General features: G+C 58.8%; 24 protein-coding genes. 11 read left to right on the top strand and 13 right to left on the bottom strand.

Features of this window, described 5'->3' with window-relative positions:
• Positions 1–5: 5 nt before the first annotated feature.
• Positions 6–2,528 carry an excinuclease ABC subunit A gene (locus tag ABF824_RS01025; protein ID WP_415485950.1) on the bottom strand — a complete coding sequence of 841 codons (2,523 nt, stop codon included), beginning with the start codon at positions 2,526–2,528 and terminating at the stop codon, positions 6–8.
• A 213-nt stretch (positions 2,529–2,741) separates the two neighbouring features.
• On the bottom strand, positions 2,742–3,542 hold the full coding sequence (locus tag ABF824_RS01020) for a deaminated glutathione amidase (RefSeq protein WP_415485949.1): 801 nt from the start codon (positions 3,540–3,542) through the stop codon (positions 2,742–2,744).
• Positions 3,543–3,660: 118 nt separating this feature from the next.
• Here ABF824_RS01020 and ABF824_RS01015 point away from each other — a divergent pair, with 118 nt between their 5' ends.
• The 5 genes from ABF824_RS01015 (at position 3,661) to ABF824_RS00995 (ending at position 7,947) form a co-directional block, all read left to right on the top strand.
• Entirely contained in the window at positions 3,661–3,942 is a 282-nt protein-coding gene (locus ABF824_RS01015) for a SelT/SelW/SelH family protein (protein ID WP_415485948.1), read from the top strand.
• A 147-nt stretch (positions 3,943–4,089) separates the two neighbouring features.
• On the top strand, positions 4,090–4,266 hold the full coding sequence (locus ABF824_RS01010) for a hypothetical protein (protein WP_415485947.1): 177 nt from the start codon (positions 4,090–4,092) through the stop codon (positions 4,264–4,266).
• A 15-nt stretch (positions 4,267–4,281) separates the two neighbouring features.
• Complete coding sequence (locus ABF824_RS01005; RefSeq protein ID WP_415485946.1) at positions 4,282–5,664, top strand: amidohydrolase family protein; 1,383 nt, start codon at positions 4,282–4,284, stop codon at positions 5,662–5,664.
• Positions 5,664–6,737: an aldo/keto reductase gene (locus ABF824_RS01000; protein WP_415485945.1), complete on the top strand. Its 1,074-nt coding sequence runs from the start codon at positions 5,664–5,666 to the stop codon at positions 6,735–6,737. Before ABF824_RS01005 ends, ABF824_RS01000 begins: the two co-directional genes overlap by 1 nt.
• A gap of 64 nt (positions 6,738–6,801) precedes the next feature.
• Positions 6,802–7,947: an L-dopachrome tautomerase-related protein gene (locus ABF824_RS00995; RefSeq protein ID WP_415485944.1), complete on the top strand. Its 1,146-nt coding sequence runs from the start codon at positions 6,802–6,804 to the stop codon at positions 7,945–7,947.
• A 63-nt stretch (positions 7,948–8,010) separates the two neighbouring features.
• Here the strand turns inward: ABF824_RS00995 and rho are convergent, their stop codons facing one another.
• From rho to rfbB, 8 genes are all read right to left on the bottom strand, one after another.
• Positions 8,011–9,306 carry a transcription termination factor Rho gene (rho, locus tag ABF824_RS00990; protein WP_415485943.1) on the bottom strand — a complete coding sequence of 432 codons (1,296 nt, stop codon included), beginning with the start codon at positions 9,304–9,306 and terminating at the stop codon, positions 8,011–8,013.
• 219 nt (positions 9,307–9,525) lie between these two features.
• On the bottom strand, positions 9,526–10,041 hold the full coding sequence (locus tag ABF824_RS00985; RefSeq protein ID WP_415485942.1) for a hypothetical protein: 516 nt from the start codon (positions 10,039–10,041) through the stop codon (positions 9,526–9,528).
• A 48-nt stretch (positions 10,042–10,089) separates the two neighbouring features.
• A complete protein-coding gene (locus ABF824_RS00980; protein WP_415485941.1) occupies positions 10,090–11,067 on the bottom strand; it encodes a magnesium transporter CorA family protein in 978 nt (325 codons plus the stop codon).
• 320 nt (positions 11,068–11,387) lie between these two features.
• Positions 11,388–12,374: a glycosyltransferase gene (locus ABF824_RS00975; protein ID WP_415485940.1), complete on the bottom strand. Its 987-nt coding sequence runs from the start codon at positions 12,372–12,374 to the stop codon at positions 11,388–11,390.
• Positions 12,375–12,401: 27 nt separating this feature from the next.
• Positions 12,402–13,307 (bottom strand): dTDP-4-dehydrorhamnose reductase, encoded by a 906-nt coding sequence (rfbD, locus tag ABF824_RS00970; RefSeq protein WP_415485939.1) that lies wholly within the window; start codon positions 13,305–13,307, stop codon positions 12,402–12,404.
• The gene (gene rfbC / locus ABF824_RS00965) at positions 13,304–13,864 is read right to left on the bottom strand and encodes a dTDP-4-dehydrorhamnose 3,5-epimerase (RefSeq protein ID WP_415485938.1); all 561 of its coding nucleotides are present in this window, start codon (positions 13,862–13,864) and stop codon (positions 13,304–13,306) included. Before rfbC ends, rfbD begins: the two co-directional genes overlap by 4 nt.
• 71 nt (positions 13,865–13,935) lie before the next feature.
• On the bottom strand, positions 13,936–14,814 hold the full coding sequence (rfbA, locus tag ABF824_RS00960; protein ID WP_415485992.1) for a glucose-1-phosphate thymidylyltransferase RfbA: 879 nt from the start codon (positions 14,812–14,814) through the stop codon (positions 13,936–13,938).
• Positions 14,815–14,864: 50 nt separating this feature from the next.
• Complete coding sequence (gene rfbB, locus ABF824_RS00955; RefSeq protein ID WP_415485937.1) at positions 14,865–15,923, bottom strand: dTDP-glucose 4,6-dehydratase; 1,059 nt, start codon at positions 15,921–15,923, stop codon at positions 14,865–14,867.
• Between the two features lie 179 nt (positions 15,924–16,102).
• On the opposite strand from rfbB, the gene ABF824_RS00950 reads away from it, so the two are divergent.
• The 3 genes from ABF824_RS00950 to ABF824_RS00940 all read left to right on the top strand — a co-directional run bounded on the left by ABF824_RS00950 (position 16,103) and on the right by ABF824_RS00940 (position 19,700).
• Entirely contained in the window at positions 16,103–18,247 is a 2,145-nt protein-coding gene (locus tag ABF824_RS00950) for a hypothetical protein (protein WP_415485936.1), read from the top strand.
• Positions 18,244–18,945 (top strand): histidine phosphatase family protein, encoded by a 702-nt coding sequence (locus ABF824_RS00945; RefSeq protein WP_415485935.1) that lies wholly within the window; start codon positions 18,244–18,246, stop codon positions 18,943–18,945. The genes ABF824_RS00950 and ABF824_RS00945 overlap by 4 nt, the downstream gene beginning before the upstream one ends.
• A gap of 194 nt (positions 18,946–19,139) precedes the next feature.
• A complete protein-coding gene (locus ABF824_RS00940; RefSeq protein WP_415485934.1) occupies positions 19,140–19,700 on the top strand; it encodes a DedA family protein in 561 nt (186 codons plus the stop codon).
• An 11-nt stretch (positions 19,701–19,711) separates the two neighbouring features.
• Here ABF824_RS00940 and ABF824_RS00935 read toward each other — a convergent pair whose 3' ends face one another.
• From ABF824_RS00935 to ABF824_RS00925, 3 genes are all read right to left on the bottom strand, one after another.
• Positions 19,712–20,263, bottom strand: a complete 552-nt coding sequence (locus ABF824_RS00935) for a flavin reductase (protein WP_415485933.1) — start codon at positions 20,261–20,263, stop codon at positions 19,712–19,714.
• Positions 20,253–20,951: a peroxiredoxin-like family protein gene (locus tag ABF824_RS00930; RefSeq protein WP_415485932.1), complete on the bottom strand. Its 699-nt coding sequence runs from the start codon at positions 20,949–20,951 to the stop codon at positions 20,253–20,255. Before ABF824_RS00930 ends, ABF824_RS00935 begins: the two co-directional genes overlap by 11 nt.
• 95 nt (positions 20,952–21,046) lie before the next feature.
• A complete protein-coding gene (locus ABF824_RS00925; RefSeq protein WP_415485931.1) occupies positions 21,047–21,949 on the bottom strand; it encodes a LysR substrate-binding domain-containing protein in 903 nt (300 codons plus the stop codon).
• A 147-nt stretch (positions 21,950–22,096) separates the two neighbouring features.
• Between ABF824_RS00925 and ABF824_RS00920 the strand changes: the two genes are divergently transcribed.
• Genes ABF824_RS00920 through ABF824_RS00910 form a run of 3 tightly spaced genes read left to right on the top strand, consistent with a single transcriptional unit; the run spans position 22,097 to position 25,017 of the window.
• On the top strand, positions 22,097–23,188 hold the full coding sequence (locus tag ABF824_RS00920; RefSeq protein ID WP_415485930.1) for an LLM class flavin-dependent oxidoreductase: 1,092 nt from the start codon (positions 22,097–22,099) through the stop codon (positions 23,186–23,188).
• A 7-nt stretch (positions 23,189–23,195) separates the two neighbouring features.
• On the top strand, positions 23,196–24,182 hold the full coding sequence (locus ABF824_RS00915; RefSeq protein ID WP_415485929.1) for an NAD(P)-dependent oxidoreductase: 987 nt from the start codon (positions 23,196–23,198) through the stop codon (positions 24,180–24,182).
• A 40-nt stretch (positions 24,183–24,222) separates the two neighbouring features.
• Positions 24,223–25,017, top strand: coding sequence for a class II aldolase/adducin family protein (locus ABF824_RS00910; protein WP_415485928.1), 795 nt, complete (start codon positions 24,223–24,225; stop codon positions 25,015–25,017).
• Positions 25,018–25,032 lie beyond the last annotated feature (15 nt).

The following is a 25,032-nucleotide window of genomic DNA, read 5'->3' as shown; positions in this document are numbered from 1 at the left end:
AATCACTATCCCGTATAGCGCGCCAGAAACGGTGCTGTGACACTCCCGGAGACATGCGCGACCGTGTGCGGCGTCCCTTCCGCCACGATGTGACCGCCTTTATTGCCCGCACCCGGTCCGAGATCGATCACCCAGTCTCCCCGCGCCACCAGACGCATATCGTGTTCGGCGACGATCACGGTGTTGCCACCCTCCACCAGTTCGTGGAGATGATCCATCAGCCGGTCTGCGTCCGATGGGTGCAGGCCGGTCGTTGGCTCATCGAGAACGTAAAGCGTATGACCACGACGCTGCTTTTGCAGTTCCGTTGCCAGTTTAATCCGCTGCGCCTCGCCCCCTGAGAGTTCCGTTGCGGGCTGACCGAGTTTAAGGTGTCCAAGCCCACTGCGCTGAAGCGTGGTCAGCGCCTGTGCCGGGCCAGCATCCTCGGCAAAGAACACGCAGGCCGCATCGACATTCATGTCGAGCACCTCGGCGATGGATTTTCCGCGATAGGTGACTTCCAGAATGTCAGGCTTGTAGCGTGCGCCATGACAGGCAGGACACGGCGCATAGACACTCGGCAGAAACAGAAGTTCTACCATGGTCGATCCAGCGCCTTCGCAGGTTGGACAACGGCCTTTCGGAAGGTTGAACGAGAAATGGCCCGCATCGTATTTGCGTTTCCGCGCCAGTTCCGTTCCGGCGTAGAGCTTGCGGATCGTGTCGAAAAGCCCTGTGTAGGTCGCAAGATTTGAACGGGGCGTGCGACCGATGGGTTTCTGGTCGATCACCGCAAGGCGTTTGATCACATCCAGCCCTCCCACAATACGCCCCTCCGGCTCACCGGCATGCGCCGACGAGACAAGTGCATTCTCGTCCTCATCCGCTTCCGGCAACGCCTGACCAAGCGCCTTGGCGACAACTGTTGTGAGAACCTGACTGACCAGCGAGGATTTTCCCGAACCGGACACGCCAGTGACGGACGTAAACGCACCAAGTGGAAATGAAGCCGAAAGGCCGTTCAGATTGTTCCAGTTGATATCGTCCAGTTTCAGCCATCCGGATGGCTTGCGTGGCGCGTGGCTCACTTTCGAAGTGGCGGCAAACACGTAATCCCGTGTGCGGGAGCCCTCGACGTCTTTCAGATCAGCAAGCGGACCGGAATACAGCACCTCGCCACCGCGTGTGCCTGCCTGTGGGCCGACATCCACGACCCACTCCGCGTTGCGGACGATATCGAGATTATGCTCGACAAGGAAAAGGGAATTTCCGGCATTGCGCAGACGGTCGAGCGCCGCGAGAAGCGCCTGTGTATCGGCAGGATGCAGACCGGCGGAAGGCTCGTCCAGAACATAGACCACACCGAACAGATTGGAGTGGATCTGTGTGCCGAGACGCAGGCGCTGATACTCGCCGGGTGAGAGCGTCTGCACACCGCGATCCATCTGGAGATAGCCCAACCCAAGATCTTCCAGCACGCCGATGCGCGCGATAATGTCTTCGACAATGCGCCCGGCGGCAATGGCGGTCGCATCCTCGGCCGGGTTTGCATCCACTGACGTCCGCAATGTCGCGGCGATGGTTTCCAGCGGCAGGGCCGTCATGGCTGCGATGTTGTAGCCGCCAAACGTCACACGTAGCGCATCGGCGTTCAGCCGCTGACCGTGACATTCCGGGCAGTCGGTGGAGGTCATGAACGCCTCGACCCGTTTGCGCATCATGGCGCTCTGCGAGTTGGCGAATGTCTGAAGAATGTAGCGCCGTGCACCGGTGAAGGTGCCCTGATAGCCGGGCTCCAGTCCACGGGCGATGGCGCGCTGCACCTGCTCATGTGTGAAACCGGGATAGACTGGATAGGTCGGCGTTTCGTCAGTGAAAAGAATCCAGTCACGTGTCTTTTTCGGCAGATCACGCCACGGGCAATCCACATCGACACCTTTGGTGATGAGGATGTCGCGCAGATTCTGCCCCTGCCACGCCGTCGGCCATGATGCGACGGCCCGATCGCGGATGCTGAGAGAATCATCCGGAACCATGCTCGCTTCCGTCACATCGTGGATGCGTCCCAGTCCGTGACAGCGTTTGCAGGCCCCCATCGGGGTATTCGGCGAGAAGGATTCTGCTTCCAGACGCGCCATGCCTGTCGGATAGGTTCCGGCGCGGGAATAGAGCATCCGCAGAAGATTGGAGAGCGTCGTAATGCTGCCAACGGATGAGCGTCCTGAGCTGCCGCCGCGTTGCTGCTGGAGCGCAATGGCTGGGGGCAGGCCGTCCACACTGTCCACGTCCGGAACAGGCATTTGCTGGAACAGACGGCGCGCATAGGGGGAGACGGACTCGAGATAACGACGCTGCGCCTCGGCATAGAGTGTGCCAAATGCAAGCGAGGACTTGCCGGAACCGGAAACGCCGGTGAACACCACAAGACTGTCACGCGGTAGATCCACGCTGACGTTTTTCAGATTATGTTCGCGTGCGCCACGAACATGGACGAAGCCATCATCCCGGCTCTGGATCAGGTCTTTCATCTCGTTCAGCGTGTCCATAGTGGCTCCGGTTTCAGAAGTTGTTTGTCTCTAAAAGACAGGATTGTAAGCGGCTCCATTCTTTTTGGAAAAAAAAGAACCAGAAAACTTTTTTGCGTCAGAGAATAATGCTGCTGATCCAATTCCACCCTTATAATTCAAAGTCTTTTTGCTTCTTTTTCTTCAGAAAAAGATGAATTCCTTTCCAACTGAATTCCGGCCAAGCCGAAGCATCTACGCGCCACTCTGCCCAAGCTCAGGATCCTTGAAACGACGATTTGCAAGCACTGGCAGCACCTCACGAGTTGCGCGGATGCGCTCAAGATCCACATTGGCAAAGATCAGATCTGGCGCGATACCCGCACGCGCGACAGCCACACCCAGCGGATCAACCATCATGCTGCACCCGATGTTGCGCGGTCCACACTCACCCACGGCGGCTACATAACAGGTATTCTCCAGAGCCCGCGCCGTGACCATCACTTCCCAGTGCCACTCCTTGCCGGGACCGCGCACCCATGCGGCTGGCACTGTCAGTAGATCCGCGCCACGCACAACGAGTGAACGCGCCACCTCCGGGAAGCGCACGTCGTAACAGGTCATCAGTCCGACCTTGATGTCGCCCACCTGAACGATGGGCGGCAATTCCGTGCCGGGGATATAGTCGTTCGATTCCTTCATGTTGAAGGCATCATAGAGATGTAGCTTGCGATAGCTGGCGACCAGACCGGACGCATTGAGCACGATCTGGCAGTTATGGGTCAGCCCGGATGCGTCCGGCGTCGCGATACAGCAGATAACTGTCAGATCCTTGCCCGCCAGCGCGTCGATCAGGCCGATGACAAAGGGGCCGTCAAGCGGCTGCGCCGTGCGCACGGTGATGCGAGGATCGTTCATGTCCGCCGCGATGATGCTCTCCGGAAGGATAAGAAGCTTTGCTCCTTCCGCCGCGGCCTTGTCGATCAGCGACACGCATTGCGCGAGATTGGCGTTCCAGTCTGGAGCAACGGCGAACTGTCCAAGGGCGACTTTCATCGGGGCGATCCTTGCAGAGGCGGTGATTGAGATATGGCGTTGCCGCAGGATGCTTTCTACGATGCTTCCCCGACCGCACGCAAAGTCCGGACAGACTATGCCCGATGGAGAGCCTTCCATGAACGAACAGACTCACCAGGTTTCGATCCGCTACTGCACGCAGTGCAACTGGCTACTCCGCTCCGCATGGATGGCGCAAGAACTGCTCAACACCTTCGGCACGGAGCTTTCGGAAGTGGCGCTCTGCCCCGACACGGGTGGTCGTTTCGAGATTACGGTGGACGGTGTTCTGGTGTGGGAGAGAAAGCGCGATGGCGGCTTTCCAGGCCCCAAGGAGCTGAAGAAACTGGTCCGTGACGTCATCGATCCGGACCGCGATCTGGGCCATGTGGATCGATAGGAGAACGCTCATCCAACGAAGCGATCACGGGATCGTTACGTTTATGACTCTTGGCAACAAACCCCTCCCTTCGACACCCTGTCCCAGACGTCCGGCTGAAAGAGCGACGGCCACAAGCCCATCTCTTTGACTAAAGGAGCCTGCCGCATGTCTGACACGAGGCGCCAGCCTGACACGGAACAGGACAATGCTCCGCATGTGCTGACGCAACTGGTGGTGACACCCGGTTTCCCTCTCTGGTCGCGTTGTCGGAAGGCGCGCTTCCGCGTGCCGCGCCCCCGGCCAGAAGGGAACGAACGTAACAGTGCGTCCGTTAATCCCTAAACCTCGGAGACCACCATGAGACGCATCCTTCTGGCCACAGCGGCCCTTTTCATCAGCACGAACGCCATTGCCGCCCAGCGGGGCGATGGCCCGAGGGTCGCTTCGGTGGTCGCCCTCACCCATGTGCGCGTCATCGATGGCACAGGAGTCGCGCCGGTGGAAAATGCAACCATCCTCATGAAAGATGGAAAGATCGTTGCGGTCGGCAGCAACATCACAATCCCGGCTCATACGAAAATACTGGACCGCTCGGGCGACACGGTGCTGCCCGCGCTCATCTCCGACCACAGCCATGTCGGCCAGTATGAAGGCGTCACCACCGGCTCGCAGTTCTATACGCGCGACAACATCATTAACGCCCTCACGCAGTACCGCCGTTATGGCGTCACCACAGTGACGGCGCTCGGCAACAACATACCGGAAGTCTTCGATCCGCTCCGCAAGGAAGCGCACGCGGGCAAGACACCTGCCGATCTCTTCGGGGTGGATCAGGGCATCGGCGTTGTAAAAGGCGCTCCCCCCATCAATGTCGTGCCAGACCAGCTTTTCCGTCCGGCGACGCCCGACGAAGCACGGCAGGACGTGGACAAGATGGCTGATGAAGGCACAGATCTCATGAAGATCTGGGTCGATGATTTCGACGGCACCCTGCCCGTCAAGATGAAGCCGGAAATCATTGCGGCTGTCGTGGACGAATCACACAAGCGACATCTCCGTGTCGCCGCCCATATCCACGATCTTGATGACGCCGAACATGTCGTCGCTGCCGGAGTGGATATTCTCGCACACGGCGTGCGGGACAAGCCTGTCACCCAGCATCTGATCGATGAACTGAAATCGCGTGGCATCTGGTATATCGCCACGCTGCAACTCGATGAAGCCAGCACGGCGTGGGCCGATCGGGCAGACTGGACAAAAACGCCTTTTGCCATCGCGGGCCTTTCCATGCCGCTGCTTGAACAGGTCAGGGATCCCGCCTGGCAGATTCAGAACAGTGTTGGCAAGAAAGCTGATTTCGCCCGCTCTTCTCTGGCGATGAACCTGAAAAATCTGAAAACGCTTCATGATGCAGGTGTGAAGATCGGTTTCGGCACCGATAGCGGCGCCACACCGCTCCGCGTGCCCGGCGTCGCAGAGCATCGTGAACTGGCCCTGACCGTGCAGGCAGGGCTGACACCGCTTCAAACGATCCAGATCGCCACACAGAATGCCGCGGCACTGCTTGATCTTTCCGATCGTGGCGTAATCGCTCCCGGCAAACGGGCCGATCTTCTCGTCGTGGCAGGCAATCCTGCCCTCAATATCCTCGACTCTGACCGCATTGTGGAAACGTGGGCCAATGGCCATGCCATGCCCGGCCCGATCACCCTCACTGGCACAGCAAGGACTCAACACTGATGGAATATCGTCTTCTTGGTCGCTCCGGCCTGAAAGTCTCCTCCCTTATTCTCGGCACCATGACATTTGGCGGCAAGGGTGATTTCGCCAAAACCGGCAACACGGATCTTGCTGGCGCACGGCGGCAGATCGACATGGCGCTTGATGCCGGTGTGAACATGCTTGATACCGCCGACATCTATTCAGACGGCACATCCGAAGAAATTATTGGCGAGGCTCTCGATGCGGATCGCCGCAACCGTCTGCTTCTGGGCACGAAAGCCCGCTTCCCGACGGGTTCCAAAGGGCCCAATGAGCGCGGCCTGTCACGCCATCACCTTATCAAAGCCTGTGAAGCCAGCCTGAAGAGACTGAAAACGGATCATATCGATCTTTACTGGTGTCACGAGTGGGATGGTGAAACTCCTGTTGAGGAAATACTCGCCGCACTCGATCATCTCCAGAGCACCGGCAAGATCGGTTACGTCGGTGTTTCGAACTTTTCAGGCTGGCACATCATGAAAATGTTGTCCGCCGCTGAACGGAACAACACGGTGCGTCCGGTGGCCCAGCAGATTCACTACACGCTTCAGGCCCGTGAAGCGGAATACGAGCTGCTGCCCATTGCAGTCGATCAGGGCGTGGACGCCGTCATCTGGTCACCACTCGCAGGGGGTCTGCTGTCAGGGAAATATCGTCGCGGCAAACCCGAGCCGAAAGGCACGCGCAAGGCCGCTCACTGGAAGGAACCGCCCGTCCGGGATGTGGAAGCTCTTTATGATATCGTCGAAGTTCTGATCGACGTCGCCTCGCACTATGAAGGCGCTTCCGCCGCACAGGTCGCACTGGCATGGCTGCTCCAGCGTTCCGGCGTCGCCAGTCTGGTGATCGGCGCACGGAATGATCAGCAACTTACCGATAATCTGAAATCTGCAACCCTGAAGCTGAATGCGGAAGATATTCAGAAACTGGAAGAAGTCAGCAGACCGCCGCTGCTTTACCCTTATTGGCACCAGTGCTCCACAGCATCGGACCGGCTCTCGGCAGCCGATCTGACACTCCTCAAGCCTTTCCTCGAAAACAAGGAAAGCTGAAACCGTGGCATCATGCAGTCCCCTGTTTTTGGATCGGTTTTTTCCTAAAAAGCAGCCCTTTCGGGTGAGCCTGCTTACCCTCCTTACCTGCGCAGCCCCGCTCCAGTGGGCTGGCCTGTCTCACGCCGCGCCTCCCACCATCACAAACAACCATGATCCCGGCTTTGGGGCGACGGGGCAGGTGGAAATCCTCGCCAGTATCCCGTCACCTGATCCGTCAGGCATTGTGGTTGTCGATAACCGACTGTTCCTCACTTTCCCCAAGCATGATGGGGATCACGCAGGACCAGTTCTGGCGGAATGGAAAAATGGACGCCTGATTCCGTTTCCTTCCGCTGCCTTTTCCGCTTCAAGCAATGGTGCGCCGGACCAGCATCTGGTCTCGCCCCATGGCATGACAACGGATAGCGCAGGCAACATCTGGGTCATTGATGACGGCAAGATCAAGGGACATGACATTCAACCGGGAGGCGCCAAGGTTGTGGGTCTAAACCCGAAAACGGGGCAGGTCATTGCCAGTATTGTGCTGAAGGATGCTCTACTGCCTGACAGCCATATGAACGATCTGCGCATCGACCTGACACACGGTGAAAAAGGCACGGCCTTCATCGCCGACAGTTCGTTCGGCGGTCATCCGGCTCTCGTGGTGGCGGATATCGCCACCGGCAAACAGCGCCGCGTTCTTGCTGGCACGGTTTCCGTTCTTCCCGACAAGGGATATCAGACGGTTCTCGATGGTCGTGTGCTGCGCTTTGACCCCAAAAATCCGACGTTTCCCGGCGGTGGCGCGGATGGGATTACGTTGTCCGCCAACTCGGACACCCTGTTCTATTCTCCTCTTGCCAGCCGCAGGCTGTACAGCCTGCCCACGGCAAAACTGGCTGATTTTTCTATCAGCTCAGAACAGCTAGCAAGCCTTGTTGTCGATGAAGGAGAAAAAGGCGCGGCGGACGGACTCGCCACCGATCCATGGAACCGGATCTATACGACAGCCGCCGACCATGATGCGGTCTTTCGTCGCAACCCCGATGGCAGCTTCGACCTGATCGCCTCAGATCCACGCTTCGTCTGGCCGGATGGGATTTTTGCCGACAGAAATTATGTTTATGTGATTCTGGGCCAGTGGACGCGCCTGCCGCGCTTTCACAACGGGCAGGATCTTCGCAAACCACCGTTCCTGATTGCACGGATGCCGATCTCTCCTCCCTGAGGTCGAGATCGTTCAGGCCCGGATGACAGTGACGCGCGGGACAAAAGCCCGCGCGTCCATTACTCAGTTGTTCATCGCTTCAAAGAAGTCGTTGTTCGACTTGCTGTATTTCAGCTTGTCGAGCAGGAACTCCATGGCGTCCATCGTGCCCATCGGCGCGAGGATACGGCGTAGCACCCACATCTTGGAGAGCGTGGCGCGATCGACCAGAAGCTCTTCCTTACGGGTGCCGCTCTTGGTGATGTCGATGGCCGGGAACACGCGCTTGTCGGCGAGCTTGCGGTCGAGGATGAGTTCGGAGTTGCCGGTGCCCTTGAACTCTTCGAAGATGACTTCGTCCATACGCGAGCCGGTGTCGATCAGCGCGGTGGCGATAATCGTCAGCGAGCCGCCTTCCTCGATGTTACGGGCCGCACCGAAGAAGCGCTTCGGACGCTGGAGCGCGTTGGCGTCCACACCACCGGTCAGCACCTTGCCCGATGAAGGGACGACGGTGTTGTAGGCGCGGGCAAGACGGGTGATCGAGTCGAGCAGGATGACCACGTCGCGCTTGTGCTCGACGAGGCGCTTGGCCTTCTCCAGCACCATCTCCGTGACCTGCACGTGACGCTGGGCCGGTTCATCGAAGGTGGAAGCCACGACTTCGCCGCGCACGGAGCGGGCCATGTCGGTGACTTCTTCTGGGCGCTCGTCGATCAGCAGGACGATCAGGAAGACTTCCGGATGGTTGGCCGAAATCGAGCTGGCGATGCTCTGGAGCATCACGGTTTTACCGGTGCGCGGCGGCGCGACGATCAGTGCGCGCTGACCCATGCCGATCGGCGACACAAGGTCGATGACGCGAGACGTAAAGTCGCGCTGCGTGCCTTTCTTGCCCTTGGTCGGAGGCGGCTCGACTTCGCCCTGCCCTTCGACTTCCATCTGCAGGCGGCGCTCCGGATAGAGCGGCGTGAGATTGTCGAAATTGATGCGATGACGGACCGCTTCGGGCGGCTCGAAGTTGATTGTGTTGACCTTCAGCAGCGAGAAGTAACGCTCGCCGTCACGTGGGGCGCGAATCTGGCCCTCGACCGTGTCACCTGTGCGCAGGCCGAAGCGGCGCACCTGAAGGGGTGAAATATAGATGTCGTCCGGACCGGGCAGGTAATTGGCTTCCGGCGAGCGGAGATAACCAAAGCCATCCGGCAGGATTTCGAGTGTGCCTTCGCCGTAGATCGCCTGGTCATTGTCTGCCAGTGTCTTGAGAATGGCGAAAAGAAGCTCCTGCTTACGAAGAGAGGAGGCATTCTCCACGCCGAGTTCTTCGGCGTAGGAAAGAAGATCGGCCGGTGATTTGGCCTTGAGTTCAGCGAGATGCATTCAGTGCGCCTTGATGTGCAGGCAGAGAGCGGGGAGAGACCAAGGTTTTCGCTCGTCTGGAATCTGACGGCGCAGTCCATGACCGGATGACAATAAAGCCAATATCCGAATGGCGAAAATCTCTGTCGTAAAGGAACGCATCGACAGACGAATCTATCAATGGTGCTTGTCCAGTAATGCCCGGTCTCTTTACTGTCAAGCTTTTCTTGTATCGCGGATTTATCTCGCGGAACCCGAAGCAACAGGAGAGAGTGCCGCATTGAAACCCGACGCCGTCAGCCAGTACATGCCCAGCGATGCATCAGGCGAAAAGGCATTCGCCACCTGAGCGCTCAGCCAACGTGGTGTTTTCCGTGTGCCAATCGTCCCGGAAAGCGTCTCAGGCGCGCAGGCTCCTTCGAAGCTCATGATCTGGTCCGGAAATCTGACAGTAAAGGCACAGTGCGCCATCACACCCGACAAGGGAGGGGTGATGCTGCCGCTCAAGGCGCCGATGCGAACAGCGCGACGCTGCGCATCCAACTGGGCAAACTCCCCGGCCAGAGATGTTGGTCCAGTGCCATGCAGACCGATCACCAGACTCTCCTTCCCTCCGGAAGACAGCCCACCATAACGCCAGGGTTCGTGTGTCAATCTGTCTGCCAGCATCTGAGGCGAGACAGTCTCCGCTCTCGCGGCTGGCATAAATGAGAAGGCACCCAGCAGAGTGACAATCATGAAGGCTGCTGATCTCATGTCACTCACTCCTGAATGCTTCTGTTCGAAACCCAAACGGAAAGCCTCCTAGCGGGTTCCGGCCTTGAGCCAGCCCTTGCGCCAGAACCACAGGAGCGGCAGTGCAATCGACGCCACCATGGCTCCCAGCGAATACCAGTAGCCATAACTCCACGACAGTTCCGGGATATCCTTGAAGTTCATGCCGTAAATGCCGGCAATCAATGTAGGCGCCACCCCGATGAAGCTGACCACCGTCAGAATCTTCATGCTGTCGTTCTGCTCAATGCTGATGAAGCCGAGTGCCGCATCCAGCAGGAACTGGATCTTGTTCGAGAGTTGCGCCACGAAATCCGTCAGCGAGGTCACGTCACGCCCCACGGTCGCGAGCCGTGCCTCCAACCCGTGAGACAGCAGGTGCTTGTGGTTCTCGCTGATGAAAATGGCGATCCGGTCCAGCCCAAGGAGACTGTCCCTGACCAAGGAAGAAAAATCCTCGGCCTGACCGACACGACGCAAAATGGCGCGCTGCCATGAAGCCATCTGTTTGCTGCTCTTGGGGTCATACCCCGTAAACACGTCCCGGGAGAGCTGGCTGAGATTGATCCCCACGCGCTCCAGAATATCCGCCAGACGATCGACGATGCATTCAAGGATCATCACCACGACTTCGTCACTCGGTGGTGAAGTCTCACTTTCCGCCACCTGACGCGCGGCATTGTCGAAGGAAAGATAATCCGAGAAGCGGACCGTCACGAGCCGGTTGGGCAGAAGAACAAAGCCGACTGGAGAAGAATAAAGCTCAGTCTCCGTGCGATGCACCAGTGGCAACGACATATAGACCGCATCATCTTCCGTATGCAGACGCGAGGAACTTTCGATCTCTTCCAGATCTGCGCGTTCAGGGATGATTTTTCCTGTCAGTCGCGCCGCCAGATCCCGTTCGGTATCGGTCGGATCGACCAGATCCAGCCAGATCGCGCCTTCTGCGTCGGCTTCGGTTTCGACGGCTCGAGCCGGCTGACCATTCCGGTGGGCCAGAAACATGAACGCGCTCCTACAGGGTAGTCTGGTCGGAATAGAGGCGTTCTTGCAGAATACGCCGAAGGCCGCAAATATTGGCCCGAAACATTAACCTCGCTTTAACCGTCCCTGTCGTGAAATTGCCTCGTGAATGACTGAACCAAGGCGCTGCGATGGCCAATCTGAGCACACGTGACGAAGATATTCTGCTGGAAAAAACGGGTCTCACACGTGAGACGATCCGCACCATGGAAAATCTCGGCTTCACCGTGATGAGAACCGCTTCGCTACTGAGTTATATGAAAGAACTGGCGGAGGCAGCCGAGAAATCCGGAGCCGTCGCTTCAGCCGCAGAGAAACCACAACCGGAACATCATGCGCTCACCCCAGCCCACACGAGTCAGGGTCGGAAAACGCCGTAGTAACAGCAGCCGACTGAGCATCGATCCTTCGAGCCCTCTCTGAACAGCTTCCAGAGCCGTAGCAGTCGCAGGAGGAAGAAAATTACGACGGGCCAGTAACCATTCCACATTCGACCGGAATATCCGCATGAAAGAGCCTGGTCCGCGTCTTAAAGCGGCATAACCGCGCTGCAACCACGAGGGCGGCGAGCCTACGGCGTTCGCCCCATGTTGCCGATAAAGCAACGCAGGGCGTTCATCCACACAGATATGGCCGCCGACAGCCGTTACGGTGAGGTAAGCCCACCAGTCATGCAAAATCAGCGGCGGCGGTGGAGCCGTTTCTTTTAATAAGCGACAGGCCGAGGCGTTCAGAAGGACAGTGCAGCCGGTAGCGATATTCTGGGCCAGCGCAGACAGGCAGTTTGCTGGCGTTTTCAAAGCGGGAGACAGACCGATTGGCGAAAGATTGCGGTCTGCCAACATCTGACGGGCACAGTAAAGCGCAGGGCGGTCATCAGCACATGCACTTAATGCCGACACCCCGCGTGCAAGCTTGTCAGGGAACCAGACATCGTCCTGATCGGAAAAAGCAACCAGACAGTCAGGCGGCACATGATTCAGAAGATGAAGGTAGGAAGCAGCAATCCCCATGGCAGTGGTTTGTGGCCCCATAATCTGTCGACACTGCTCTGGCGCGCAGCGGGCGGCAAACGCCTGCACCATGGCGCTGGAACCGTCGGACGATCCGTCATCACGCCAGATAAGAATCCAGTTTTCGTACTGTTGCTGGAGAAAAGAGTCCAGCTGGGCGTCCAGAAAAGCTTGCCCATTATGCACGGACAGCAGAATGGCTACTGTGGGGGAAGCAGAAATAGTATATGAAACAGGTCGGGCAGCGAGCGCCGGTGATGAATTTGCTTCCGTCATAGAGAAGAGAGCATCACCGGCGCGCGATCAGTTCGCTTTCTCAGCGAACAATTCATCCACCGTGCGCGCAACACTTTCACGCCACAGCGGCATCTTCACACCGAAGACAAGGTCCAGCTTGCCGTTGTCCATCCGGGAATCGGCGGGACGCTTGGCCGGCGTCGGCCAGTCTTCGGTACGAATCGCCGTGACTTCCGGCATCTTCTGGCCGTGACGCGCTGCATCCTCAAGGGCCGCGACCGCGAGTTCGTGCCATGTTGCCTCACCGGTTCCACAGGCATGATAAATGCCAGCGTATTCGTCTTTCCAGCCACTACGCTGGATCAGCCCGATGATGTCGAGAATGGCCGCCGCCAGATCGTCGGAACTGGTCGGATTACCGCGCTGGTCTCCCACCACTTTCAACGCCGGGTTTTTCGCGCCTGCGTTGATCATCGTGCGGACGAAGTTCTTGCCGTGGGAGGAATACACCCACGATGTGCGCAGAATAATGGCCTGCGGATCGACTTCCAGAATCTTCGCCTCACCGTCCGCCTTGGTCCGGCCATAGACGGTCTGGGGAGAAACCGGATCGGTCTCGACGTAAGGTGCGCCCTTGTCTCCAGCGAACACATAGTCGGTGGACACATGGATGAAAGGAATGCCCCGTTTCGCACAGGCCTCAGCCAGCAGAACCGGTCCGGAGCAGTTGGCCGCCTCGGCGCCGGACACTTCCGTCTCAGCAAGATCCACAGCCGTCCAAGCAGCGGCATTCACTACGGCGGAAGGCTTGTGAGCGCTGAGAACAGCTTCGATCGTCTCGGGTTTTTCGAAATCGAATTCAGGACGCCCGACACGATCGATACGATCACCACCAAGGTTGGCGAGCGAAGTGGCAAGCTGTCCATTTCCGCCAGTCACAAGGATCGGCGCATGATCGGCGGTGCTGTTCATTTGTATTCGAACCATCCCTTGGCTGCGGAGAATTCTGGCGCCACCAGATCTTTCTCGGAAAGAATGGCGTCCTCGGCCTTGATAGGCCAGTCAATCGCCAGTTCCTTGCTGTTCCAGATCACGGCGCGTTCAGACGCTTTGTCATAGAGGCCGGTGCATTTGTACTGCACCTCAGCATTGGCAGTGAGAGTGCAGAAGCCGTGCAGGAAGCCCGGCGGAATCCACAGCTGGGACCAGTTTTCCTCGGACAGTTCGGCCGCCACCCATTTGCCGTAGGTCGGTGAACCTGTGCGGGCGTCAATGGCGACGTCCCAGATTGCGCCCTTGGTGCAACGGACGAGCTTGCCCTGTGCATGCGGGTCGAGCTGACAGTGCAGGCCGCGCACCACGCCTTTCTGGGTGGAAAGGCTCTGATTGTCCTGCACGAAGGGAAGGTCGATGCCAGCATCCTTCATGCGGTTGATGTTATAGGTCTCGGAGAAGAACCCGCGATTGTCGCTGAATCGCGGAGGCGTCACGAGAATAACATCGGGAATGGCCAGACGCTCGACCTTCATAAACTCTTACTCCGTGCAAACGGGCCTTATCAGCCTCGCTAAATCGCCCTGTTTGAAAAATCGAACCAAACTCAGTGCTGCGCACCGTGATCAGCCAGTTCTTTCAGAAGCCGTCCAAGTTCCGTCTTGCCCATTTTGGCAGCGTGGATACGCAACTGATCGGCATTGATGTAGCCCATCCGGAACGCCACTTCGCCGGGAGACCCGACGAGCATGCCCTGACGCGCCTGAATGGTGTGAACGAACTGACCGGCCTGCATCAGGCTCTCCGGCAGTCCGGCATCCAGCCATGCGCAGCCACGACCGAGACGATCGACGCGGAGTGACCCTTCTTCCAGATAGAAGCGGTTGAGATCGGTGATTTCCAGCTCGCCACGCGCGGAGGGCTTGACCTTCTGCGCGAAATCATACACGCGCTCATCATAGAAATAGAGGCCAGTAATGGCCCAGTTGGACTTCGGATCGGCAGGCTTTTCCTCAACGGACAGGGCCTTGCCTGACTCGTCGAAGCTCACCACGCCATAACGCTCCGGATCGCGGACCTGATAGGCGAAGACCGTCGCGCCCTTCTTGATCTGACCGGCTTTCCGCAGAAGCGCGGAAAGGTGGTCGGCAAAGATCAGGTTGTCACCGAGCACCAGCGCGCAGGGGCTGCCCTTCAGCCACTCGCCGGCGATCAGGAACGCCTGCGCGATGCCGTCCGGAGAGGGCTGCTCGCGATATTCGAAGCGGACGCCGAACTGCGAGCCGTCGCCGAGCAGGCGCTTGAACTGCGGCAGGTCGGCGGGGGTGGAGATGATCATGATGTCCCGGATGCCGGCGAGCATGAGCGTCGTCAGCGGGTAGTAGATCATCGGTTTGTCGTAGACCGGCAGCAGCTGCTTGCTGGCCGCGAGTGTCATCGGATACAGGCGTGTGCCTGATCCGCCAGCCAACAGAATACCCTTCATGTTGGTCTCGACAGGGGCTGTCTTGCTCATGTTCGTTTATCCCGGATCGTCTATTTCTTGGCCTGACCGAGGCGCTCACCGGTGTAACGACGGGCTCGGATAGCTTCCCACCAGTCCCGATTGTCGAGATACCACTGGATGGTGCGGCGGATGCCTGTTTCGAAATTGTGCTTCGCCTTCCAGCCCAGCGCGTTTTCGGCGTGGGTGGGGTCGATTTCGTATTTGAAGTCGTGGCCGGGGCGGTCGGTGACGAAGCGGATGAGGCGTTCGCGCGGTCCAGCCGGATCGGGCTTCAGTTCGTCGAGGACGGCGCATATGGTCTTCACGACTTCGAGGTTCGTGCGGGGCTGACGCGCGCCGATGGCGTAGGTCTCGCCCGGCTCGCCAACTTCCACGGCCTTCACCAGCGCTTTAGCGTGGTCTTCGACAAACAGCCAGTCACGGACGTTCTCGCCCTTGCCGTAGACGGGCAGTTCCTTGCCCTTGATGGCGTTGATCGTCACCAGCGGGATCAGCTTTTCCGGGAAGTGCCAGATGCCGTAATTGTTCGTGGTGTTGGTCACGAAGGTCGGCAGACCGTAGGTGTGATACCAGGCGCGGACCAGATGGTCGGACGACGCCTTGGAGGCGGAGTATGGGCTGCGGGGGTCGTACGGAGTGGTTTCGGTGAACGGAGGATCGTCCAGTTCCAGCGCGCCGAAGACTTCGTCGGTGGAGATATGGTGGAAGCGGAACGCCTTGCGGGCGGCTTCGTCCAGCGTCTGCCAGTAGCCGCGGGCGGCTTCGAGCAGCGTGTAGGTTCCGACCACGTTGGTCTGGATGAACACGCCGGGGCCGTCGATCGAGCGGTCCACATGGCTTTCGGCGGCCAGATGCATGACGGCGTCGGGACGGAACTCCGCGAACAGCTTCGCCAGTGCGGGGCCGTCCGTGATGTTGACCTGCGCGAATGTGTAACGGTCCGAGGATGCAACTTCTGCCACTGTTTCGGGAGAGGCGGCGTAAGTCATGCAGTCGACATTGAGAACCGAGTGGTCGGTCGCGCCGATAATGTGGCGCACGACGGCGGATCCAATGAACCCACATCCGCCCGTAAGTAGAATACGCATCAAATCATCCCGTTCCGAGTACCTGATAAGGCCTCTGTGCCTATAGCCGAGCTATTCCATAACCGCCAGACAGTGCACGTTTATTTAACGATACCGTCAGTCATAACGTCCTGAGTATCCCATTAACCATACTTGTGGCATGCTTGATGTCCATTTAACGGCAAACGGATGCTTCCATCTTGGCACGTTCCCCGGTGATGGCCGACCTCCGCGTCCTGGAGCGCCCTGATCTCCGCTTTCTTAGCGTAGATCTGTCACTCCAGATTGTGGCGAATTTTGGCGCGCCCTTCAGGGTCACCAAGGCAGGAAGCATTCTTGTCTCACAAACGCTCGCCTCCCGTCTGGCTGACGGCAGGGATGTCTGGCGCCTTCGTTTCGCTCTCGAACTCGCGGCTCTGCTTCATGCCGCCATGAGTCCCACGCATGTTCTACGGGCCTGTTTCGCGGCGGCACGCACCGCTGTCATTTTCCGCAACTTCGACAGCCCACATGAACAGAACCGAGCCGACTCACTGGACATTCTTGCGGCCGACGCTCCTCCATCGGCTGTCGCCTTGTCCGCTCTCTGGCCTACTCTGAAAGCATGCCTCTCCCCGGACTGGGTCACCCCGACTTCCTGCGAACCTGAAATATTTGAAGCGCTCTCCGCATGGCTGACGCGCTCCAATGCCCTGCTGGGTCCGTCTGAAACGCTCATGGCTGCTGGCGGCGATGCACGCCTGCAACTCGATCCACGCACGGGTCTCAACCATTACGGCTGCTCGCATCGCCCGCGGCCGTGGGCCGCAACATTTGCTTCCTCAACCGCTTCATCCGTTTCCGAGCGAGGTTTCGCCGCAGCCGAACAGGCACGTCTGCGTCTTCAACGGGCAGTTCTACAGGACAGAGGGCAGACGGTTCTGGCCGATATGGCGCGCGAGACGCGAGAGGCTCTGGCGCACTTTTACCATTTGCCGGACGGCGAATGCGTCGTTCTCGCGCCATCGGGGACAGACTGTGAACTGGCCGCGCTGGCCATCGCTGAAATGAATGATGACCACCGGCCGGTCACCAACATCCTTATTGCTCCAGACGAAACCGGCCGCGGTGTCCCTCTCGCCGCCGCTGGTCGACACTATGCCGACGATACCGCCCGTCTTTCCCATGTTGCGCGGGGAGAACTGATCGATGGCTTTGGTCGTCAGGGAGCCGCTGCAATCGAACATGTCGCGCTGCGGGAACAGGACGGATCGCAGGTGCCTGCCGACATACTGGCGGCAGACTGCAAAAACCGCGTCATGGCCGGGATCGAAGCAGGGCGTCATATGCTGCTGCATCAGCTTGACCTGTCCAAAACGGGTCTTCTGGCGCCGAGAGAAGAGACGCTGATCGACATCTCGGCCCGCTTCGGCCCGCAATGCGATATTGTTGTGGATGCCTGTCAGGCGCGACTGGTGCCGAAGCGTGTGGGGGACTGGGTGCGGAGTGGCCGCGCCGTCATGGTGACGGGCTCAAAATTCTTCACCGGACCACCCTTTTGCGGCGCACTGCTGATCCCTACGGCATGGCGCAAGAGACTCGACGGCGGAAAGCTTCCCGTAGGGCTGCGCGCCTATGCGGGCCGTAATGAATGGCCAGCCTGTCATGCCACCGCGAATCTTTCGGATGTCGTGAACCACGGTCTCATCCTGCGCTGGGTGACGGCTCTCGCGGAAATGAAGGCTTTGCAGGATGTTCCGGCAACCGAGCTTTGCTGGAGGCTGGACCGCTTTCTCAATGCCATCCGCGACGCCATCGGTAAGCGGAATGACTTGCTGCTACTCAACACGCCCGCGCCCTTGCGTCCGACTTATCCCGATGCCTGGGATGACAGAACAACGATCCTGAGTTTCCTCGTCCGCGCACCCGATCGTGCGGCGGAAGAGCCGTTCGTACCTCTTGGTCTCGAAGAGGCCCGCAAACTCTATCGCTGGCTCAACGCCGATCTCCGTCCACTTTTCACGGAACATGAGCCGGAACATAGCAGTCCGGTTGCGGGCCTGTTGTGCCATATAGGGCAACCTGTCGCCCTGCCGTCCGATGCTCTTGATGGCAAACCGGCTGGTGCGCTGCGTATCTCGGCAGGAGCGCGACTGCTTTCAGGCGAACCATCTCACGCGGCGCTGGGCACCGAAGTCAGAATGGCGCAGGAAATTTCCGATGCACGCCGCATTCTGGAGAAAATTTCGCTAATTCGCCGACATTGGCATCGAATCGCAAAGCACGACCCCTTGCCGACCTATGCGCCGGTGATCAGAAACGACTCAGCCGCCTACAGTTTTTCGCAACAGAATGGAGACATATGATGACGTCGGCCCCGTCTGCTCCCTGCCTCGAACGTGAGCAGAATTATTGCAATGTTCTCGATGCCCCCCGTCTGGAAGCAGGCATCACACGGTTCTGGCTCATCCGGCACGCCGTCGTGGAAGAGAACGCACGGGCGATGATGTACGGCACAATGGACGTGCCACTCTGTTCCGACAGTCTCGTATCACAGCAGCCCATGTATACGGCCCTTGCACGCCGTCTGCCTGCCGATGCCTTATGGTTCATCACGCCCCTGTCCCGCACGCGGGTCACTGCTGAAGCAATCCAGAAAGCGGGATACGGTTCCCGTTCGCTGACGGTGGAACCGGGACTGCTCGAACAGGCGCTCGGACAGTGGCAGGGCCTCTCCCACGCGGAATTTCCAACGCGACTGGAACAGACGCCTCATTATTTCTGGCCCGTCTCGGGCGCGGAAAGACCGCCGGGTGGCGAAAGCATGGCCGATGTCTGTAGCCGCGTCGGCAAATCACTCGATCGACTGGCTGCCGCGCATCCCCATCAGGATATGGTCGTTGTCAGTCATGGGGGCGCCATCCGCGCCGCACTGGCGCATGCCCTTCACATCAGCGCGGACACGGCTCTCCATTTTTCCGTCCAGAATCTCTCCCTGACCATTCTTGAATGTCATGACGGCAACTGGCGCATCGTTACGGTGAACGAACTGCCGGGAATCTGAAACACGTACCGAGTTCCTTCTCCCCCGCCTCTGGAGGGGAGAAGCTGGCATGCAACAAACCCCATTCCCATTGAGGCAAATCAACCGGCATGATGCCCAGCCTGTTGTCAGACCAAGGATAGATCAAGCTGTTCCATCATCTGGATAGCCTCCTTCATCATTACGGCTATGGCATTGTCACCATTATCGTTCTGATGGAGAGCATGGGTATTCCCGTGCCGGCCGAAACCTGCATCATCACGGCATCAATCTACTGCCTGACAACCCATCATCTGGCCATTGAAGGCGTGGCGCTGGCCGCAGTGGCCGGTGCTATCATCGGGGATAATTTCGGTTATCTCATCGGCCGCCATTTCGGTCTGCCCCTTCTGGAAAAATACGGCTCACGCATTGGCCTGACCACAGACCGCCTTATTCTGGGCCAATATCTTTTTCGGCATCATGGCAGCGCGATCGTTTTCTTCGGCCGCTTTGTTTCCATTGTCCGCGTGTTCGTGGCCATTCTGGCCGGAGCCTGCAACATGCACTGGAAGCGCTTCATGCTCTTCAATGCACTGGGCGGCGCATGCTGGGCGGGCGGATGGACCTTCGGGACCTATCTGCTGGGCCGCAAGATTTCCCAGGTCTCCGGCCCCACCGGAATCCTGATCGGCATTGTCACCATCATCACTCTTTTCGGCATGGGCGTTTTTCTGAAACGCAATGAACAGCGTCTCACGCAGCAGGCGCTCAAGGAAGCAAAAGAAGGGGCCTGAACCTCCGGGAATCAGGCCGAGTTCTGCGACAGACTTTCCGGTGCGAAAGGCAGGTGGTGGAAAGTACGACCACACCATGCCAGACCGGCCGCAGCCTGCTCACTGATTACAATATTCCGGACAGCACAGAACAGCACGTCATGGGTGCCGGATGTCCTGATATCATCGACCGTGCAATCCAACGTCACTGCCGCATCATCAAGGAGCGGCGCCCTCGTTGTGCCTACACGCCACTGCCCGACTGCAAATTTCTCCTCTGACGTGCGACGGGAACTCGCAAAAATCCCCGCCACCCCATCATGTCCGTGTCCAAGAATGCTGATCCCCACCACGCCATTCTGCCGAAATGCCTCATGAGAGCGATTGCTCCGGTTCAGGCAGACGAGCACAGTGGGCGGCGTATCGCTCACGCTTGTAATCGCGGACACTGTCAGACCATGTCGTCCCGCGGGGCCATCCGTCGTCACAATCGTGACCGGCGCGCCGAGACGACTCATGGCTTCACGGAAAAGCTCGGCTTCTACAAGAGAGATTCCAGAAGACACGTTACCATCAAGCGGCATGAGACGCCTCTCCTCTGTTCAGGCCAAGCGCCGCGAGCACACGGTCGCTTTCCGTGCGATCCATCCAGTCGGGTGAGACATCAGCAAATTGCACAACCCGTCCCGGCCCCACCACCACGACTGCGGGTTTCGGAAGTTCCCAGACGTCATCGAGACCGTTCAGTGCCGCGCTCTTTCCCCCTTTAGACACAGCCGCCTGACGGGAGGGTTCATCGAACCTGTAAGTGATGCCCAGTTCGCGGGCCAATTCCAGTCCCGTGTCAGAAGCGACGGGGAAAGGAAGTTCGTGACGCGTAGCAATTTCTGAAAGCGCCGAGGCGGGCTGGGGCGAAATCGCCAACAGGGGAATGCCTGCGGATTTAAGTTCCGGCCAGAGCGTGTCGCGATAATGCGGGAGGGCGATATTACAGGCAGGACAACCAGCAAAACGAAAAAACACCAGCACAGCAGGACCGTTCTCGGCCAGATCGTCCAGCGAGACTGTCCCACCCTCCACAGTCGGCAACGTGACGGAAGGAAGCACATCGCCCTCCTGCACAACGTGTCCGGATTTTCCGTGCTCACGCACCAGAAGCGCACGCTGGTTGACATTAACGGCCAGAGCTTCGGGGGGCCATGTCCGCTCCCGCTCTTCTTCCAGAGCCCGGAATTGCGCGCGGAGAGGACCGGTGGATACGGATGATGTCATGAGAAGCCTCGTTGCGAAGATCAGAACGCTCCGATCCTGCCGCGAAGTTTCTCTGACTCATAAGGAGTTCTTTTCATCCGTTCCTTGAGCATCGTTCAAGCACGTGCGGCGATGCCCAGCAGGTCTCCCAGATCGTTGGCCGCGTCCGACAGGTGATTGCGTCGCACAAGAATGGTTTCGATTTCAGGCACTACCGGCAAGGCATCGCTCGTGATGGTGGGTAGCCCTTCCGCTGTGGCAAAACGGCGTGTCCGGCAGCTGATTCCAAGCCCTCCCCGCACGCCTGCCCGCATGGCTGGCAGATTGGGGGTTTCCAGAACCAGCCGGTAATCGCGTCGTTCCTGTGTCAGGACACGCAGAGCCGCATCCCGAAAACGGCAGGGTGGCTCAAGAAGAACCAGAGGCACTTCGGACTGTTCGGCAATTCCCGGATCGCCAATCCACGCCATATTGTCACGCCCGACGACATCCCAGCTTGCGCCCGAACGATCACCATGCTGCCCAAGGCAGAGCACCAGATCCAGACGGGAACGGTCGAACATTTCCAGCAGTTCCGCCGACCCACCCACACGCACCACCAGCCGTGACCGTGGGTGCGCGAGCCGAAACTGCCCGAGCACATCAGGAAGAAGCGTATCGGCAAAATCCTGCACCATACCGACACTGATCGGTTCAGGCTCTGAATCCTGCCCCAGCGTACTCATGATGCGGTCATTCAGAGCGAGAAGCTGGCGCGCGTAGTTCACAAGCTCTTCGCCAATGGGAGTCAGGATCAGCCGCCTCCCATCACGACGGAACAGCTTTTGCTGGAGCACATCTTCCAGCCGTTTCATCTGTAGACTCAGCGCGGACTGGGTGAGGAAGATCGTCTCCGTCGCCTGCGCCATGGAACCCGCCTCCACAATAGCGACGAAGGACCGCAACAGTTCGGTCGGCACATTGCGCGCCATACGTTGAGGCAGGGACAGGCCGGGAGAGGAATGAGCGGTTTGTGACATGCGAAGCCTCTGGTCTCAGACCCCGTCGAAGACATCATATTAACGGGGATGAAGTGCATCTTGAGCATTCCTCGCTTGCTTTTTGTCATTTTTCAAGCGTTAATTTTATTATTAACTACTAATTTTAGTGATATTTAGGAGTCCATCATGCCCGTCGAATTCATCGGCTATGTCGGCAGCCACAACCAGTCCGAGATCATTCCGTCCAAGGGTCCAAGCGTCGATCCAAAACATATAGAAACAGCAGCAAAAATTCACGAAAATGGCGGATTCGACCGTGTTCTCGTGGCCTTCCATTCGAATTCACCGGAAAGCATTCTGGTAGCGCAGCATGCGTCTGCCGCAGCCCCTGATCTCGGACTGTTGATCGCTCATCGCCCCGGTTTCAATGCGCCAACCATCGCCGCACGCCAGTTTGCGACGCTCGACAACATCACGAAAGGACGTGTCGCCGTTCATATCATCACGGGTGGTAGTGATTTGGAACTACAGGCGGATGGCGACCACACCAACAAGGCGCAGCGTTATGCCCGGACGAGTGAGTATCTCGATATCGTGCGGCGCGAATGGAGCGAAACCGCCCCTTTTGACTACAAAGGGGAATTCTATGATGTGCATGGCGCTAATTCTCTTGTCCGCCCCTATCGGGAAAGCGGCATTCCTGTCTATTTCGGCGGTTCCTCCCCTGAAGCGATAGACGTGGCCGGCAAGCACGCGGACGTTTATGCCCTGTGGGGCGAAACATACGAACAGGTAGCCGAAACGGTCGCCCGCGTTCGCGCTGCGGCGGCAAAACATGGCCGTTCGCCCCGTTTCTCACTCTCGCTTCGTCCGGTACTGGCCGAGACGGAAGAAGCCGCCTGGGCCCGGGCTGATCGTATCCTTGAAAAAGCCCGCGCCCTTCAGGAAAAAACCGGCTTCACCCGCTCAGCCGATATTCCCAACGAAGGCTCCCGCCGCCTGCTTGCCGCCGCGGCTCAGGGCAGCCGCCTCGACAAACGACTGTGGACAGGCATTGCCGCCCTGACCGGTGCAAAGGGCAACTCCACCTCGCTTGTTGGCACACCGGAACAGGTCGCTGAAGCTCTGATCGATTATTACCGGCTTGGCATCTCTACCTTCCTGATCCGCGGTTTCGATCCTCTGTTGGATGCCTATGAATATGGGCGTGACCTGATCCCGCTCGTACGGCAACTGATCGCGGCAGAAGATGCGCGCAACGCCGTGCAGGCTGCCTGAACACGTCATGGTCACCTCACCCATCCGCCCCCTGCTTCTCGACCAGATTGGTGGGCCTGTCGCCCATCTTCTGGCTGATTACACGGAGCAGGTGCGTGTGATTTCGGGAAACCGCGACCACGCCGCGCCATGGCACACACAAGGCGCGGACATCCTGTTCACAGGTCCGTCGCGCGCCTGGTCAGAGGCTCCCTCTGCGCCACCTCCGGAATGGCAGGATGGCCCACGGTGGGTACAGATTGCCTCCGCTGGAATCGACAGCTTTCCCAAATGGCTGACGGAAGGACGTCTTGTCACCTGCGGGCGTGGCGATGCCGCAACGCCCATTGCGGAATATGTGATCTCGGCCCTGCTGCATCATGAGCGGCAGGTCGATGCGCTTCACCCGACTTCACCACAGGAATGGGAAACGATCACAGCACCGTTTCGCCACGCGCCTGTCACCGGCACCCTACAGGGACGCACGCTCGGGCTGGCGGGGTATGGCGCGATAGGACGCGCCGTCGCCAGTCGGGCACGTGCCTTTGGCATGAACGTCCGCGTATTGCGTCGCGGTCCATGGACGGAGCGGGAAGACGGCATTGAACCTGCCGCATCATTAGCCGCGCTATTCCGCAAGTCAGACCACCTCGTGCTGGCCATGCCGCTGACACGGGAAACACGGCACATCGTGAACGCCGATATCCTGCGACAGGCCCGTTCAGGATTGCATCTGGTCAACATCGCGCGCGGGGGTCTGATCGATCAGGATGCTCTCCTACGCGCGCTTGATGCAGGGCGTCCGGCCTTCGCCACGCTGGATGTCACAACTCCGGAGCCGCTTCCCGAGGGACATCCCCTCTACACCCACCCACGTGTTCGCCTGACCCCGCACATCAGCTGGGTCGGCCCCTCCGTGCAGGACAATCTCGTCCGACGCATCCGCACCAACCTTTCGCACTATCTCCGGGGCGAACCGCTCCTCGACCTTATCGATCCTGCTCGCGGCTACTGAACGTCATCGCGGGTAACGCCAGAAACAAGGAATACCGCTCATGAACGTCATCGCGCCCGTTAGTGCTCCGAAAGCCCGCTCCTTCCGCCTCGAGCCGCGCCAGCCCGCCGCCTCCCATGAGGAAGAGCGCCTGCACCGCAAGCAACGTCTCGCCGCAACATTCCGCCTGTTCGGACGCTACGGTTTCGATCAGGGGCTGGCGGGGCATGTCACGGCGCGTGACCCGGAATTTCCTGAACAATACTGGATCAATCCTCTCGGTGTGCATTTCTCTCAGATCCGAACCTCCGATCTCCAGCTTGTCGATCATGAAGGCAACATCCTGATAGGAAATCGCCCTATCAACACAGCAGGTTTCACGATCCATTCGGCCCTGCACAAAGCGCGCCCGGATGTCATCGCTGCTGCCCACACGCATTCCACCTACGGCAAGGCATTTTCGGCACTTGGCACACCCCTCCTGCCTCTCACCCAGGATTCCTGCGCCTTTTACGAAGATCACGCTGTTTTCGACCCATTTTCCGGTGTCGTCCTTGATGACAGCGAGGGCGACCGACTTGCTGAAACCCTTGGCAACAACAAGGCCATCATTCTGCAAAACCACGGCCTGCTGACGGTAGGTGATTCAGTGGAAGCCGCAGCATGGTGGTTCATCACCATGGACAATGCCGCCCATGCACAATTGCTGGCTCAGGCCGCTGGCACAGTGAAACCGATCGCACCCGACATCGCCCGCAAAACCGCCGCCCAGGTGGGCACCGCTCTGGGAGGATATTTTTCCTTTCAGCCGCTGTGGGACTGGATCGTCGCACAGGAACCCGATCTTCTCGACTGATTTTCCATGACACGA

The organism is Acetobacter sp. (genome assembly GCF_047721705.1).
GTDB lineage: Bacteria > Pseudomonadota > Alphaproteobacteria > Acetobacterales > Acetobacteraceae > Acetobacter.
The sequence above is the reverse complement of the archived record's forward strand: the minus strand, read 5'-3'. Positions and strand labels throughout refer to the sequence as shown.

Bases quoted from the DNA above. Each gene is read 5' to 3' on its own strand.
- ABF824_RS00910 (WP_415485928.1), top strand. From the start codon at position 24,223: ATGAACGTCATCGCGCCCGTTAGTGCTCCGAAAGCCCGCTCCTTCCGC.
- rfbA (WP_415485992.1), bottom strand. From the start codon at position 14,814: ATGAAGGGTATTCTGTTGGCTGGCGGATCAGGCACACGCCTGTATCCG.
- ABF824_RS00945 (WP_415485935.1), top strand. From the start codon at position 18,244: ATGATGACGTCGGCCCCGTCTGCTCCCTGCCTCGAACGTGAGCAGAAT.
- ABF824_RS00915 (WP_415485929.1), top strand. From the start codon at position 23,196: ATGGTCACCTCACCCATCCGCCCCCTGCTTCTCGACCAGATTGGTGGG.
- ABF824_RS00920 (WP_415485930.1), top strand. From the start codon at position 22,097: ATGCCCGTCGAATTCATCGGCTATGTCGGCAGCCACAACCAGTCCGAG.
- ABF824_RS01025 (WP_415485950.1), bottom strand. From the start codon at position 2,528: ATGGACACGCTGAACGAGATGAAAGACCTGATCCAGAGCCGGGATGAT.
- ABF824_RS01005 (WP_415485946.1), top strand. From the start codon at position 4,282: ATGAGACGCATCCTTCTGGCCACAGCGGCCCTTTTCATCAGCACGAAC.
- ABF824_RS00985 (WP_415485942.1), bottom strand. From the start codon at position 10,041: ATGAGATCAGCAGCCTTCATGATTGTCACTCTGCTGGGTGCCTTCTCA.
- ABF824_RS00940 (WP_415485934.1), top strand. From the start codon at position 19,140: ATGGAGAGCATGGGTATTCCCGTGCCGGCCGAAACCTGCATCATCACG.
- ABF824_RS01015 (WP_415485948.1), top strand. From the start codon at position 3,661: ATGAACGAACAGACTCACCAGGTTTCGATCCGCTACTGCACGCAGTGC.
- ABF824_RS00930 (WP_415485932.1), bottom strand. From the start codon at position 20,951: ATGACATCATCCGTATCCACCGGTCCTCTCCGCGCGCAATTCCGGGCT.
- ABF824_RS00975 (WP_415485940.1), bottom strand. From the start codon at position 12,374: ATGACGGAAGCAAATTCATCACCGGCGCTCGCTGCCCGACCTGTTTCA.
- ABF824_RS00935 (WP_415485933.1), bottom strand. From the start codon at position 20,263: ATGCCGCTTGATGGTAACGTGTCTTCTGGAATCTCTCTTGTAGAAGCC.
- rho (WP_415485943.1), bottom strand. From the start codon at position 9,306: ATGCATCTCGCTGAACTCAAGGCCAAATCACCGGCCGATCTTCTTTCC.
- ABF824_RS00980 (WP_415485941.1), bottom strand. From the start codon at position 11,067: ATGTTTCTGGCCCACCGGAATGGTCAGCCGGCTCGAGCCGTCGAAACC.
- ABF824_RS00925 (WP_415485931.1), bottom strand. From the start codon at position 21,949: ATGTCACAAACCGCTCATTCCTCTCCCGGCCTGTCCCTGCCTCAACGT.
- ABF824_RS01010 (WP_415485947.1), top strand. From the start codon at position 4,090: ATGTCTGACACGAGGCGCCAGCCTGACACGGAACAGGACAATGCTCCG.
- rfbB (WP_415485937.1), bottom strand. From the start codon at position 15,923: ATGCGTATTCTACTTACGGGCGGATGTGGGTTCATTGGATCCGCCGTC.
- rfbC (WP_415485938.1), bottom strand. From the start codon at position 13,864: ATGAAGGTCGAGCGTCTGGCCATTCCCGATGTTATTCTCGTGACGCCT.
- ABF824_RS01020 (WP_415485949.1), bottom strand. From the start codon at position 3,542: ATGAAAGTCGCCCTTGGACAGTTCGCCGTTGCTCCAGACTGGAACGCC.
- rfbD (WP_415485939.1), bottom strand. From the start codon at position 13,307: ATGAACAGCACCGCCGATCATGCGCCGATCCTTGTGACTGGCGGAAAT.
- ABF824_RS01000 (WP_415485945.1), top strand. From the start codon at position 5,664: ATGGAATATCGTCTTCTTGGTCGCTCCGGCCTGAAAGTCTCCTCCCTT.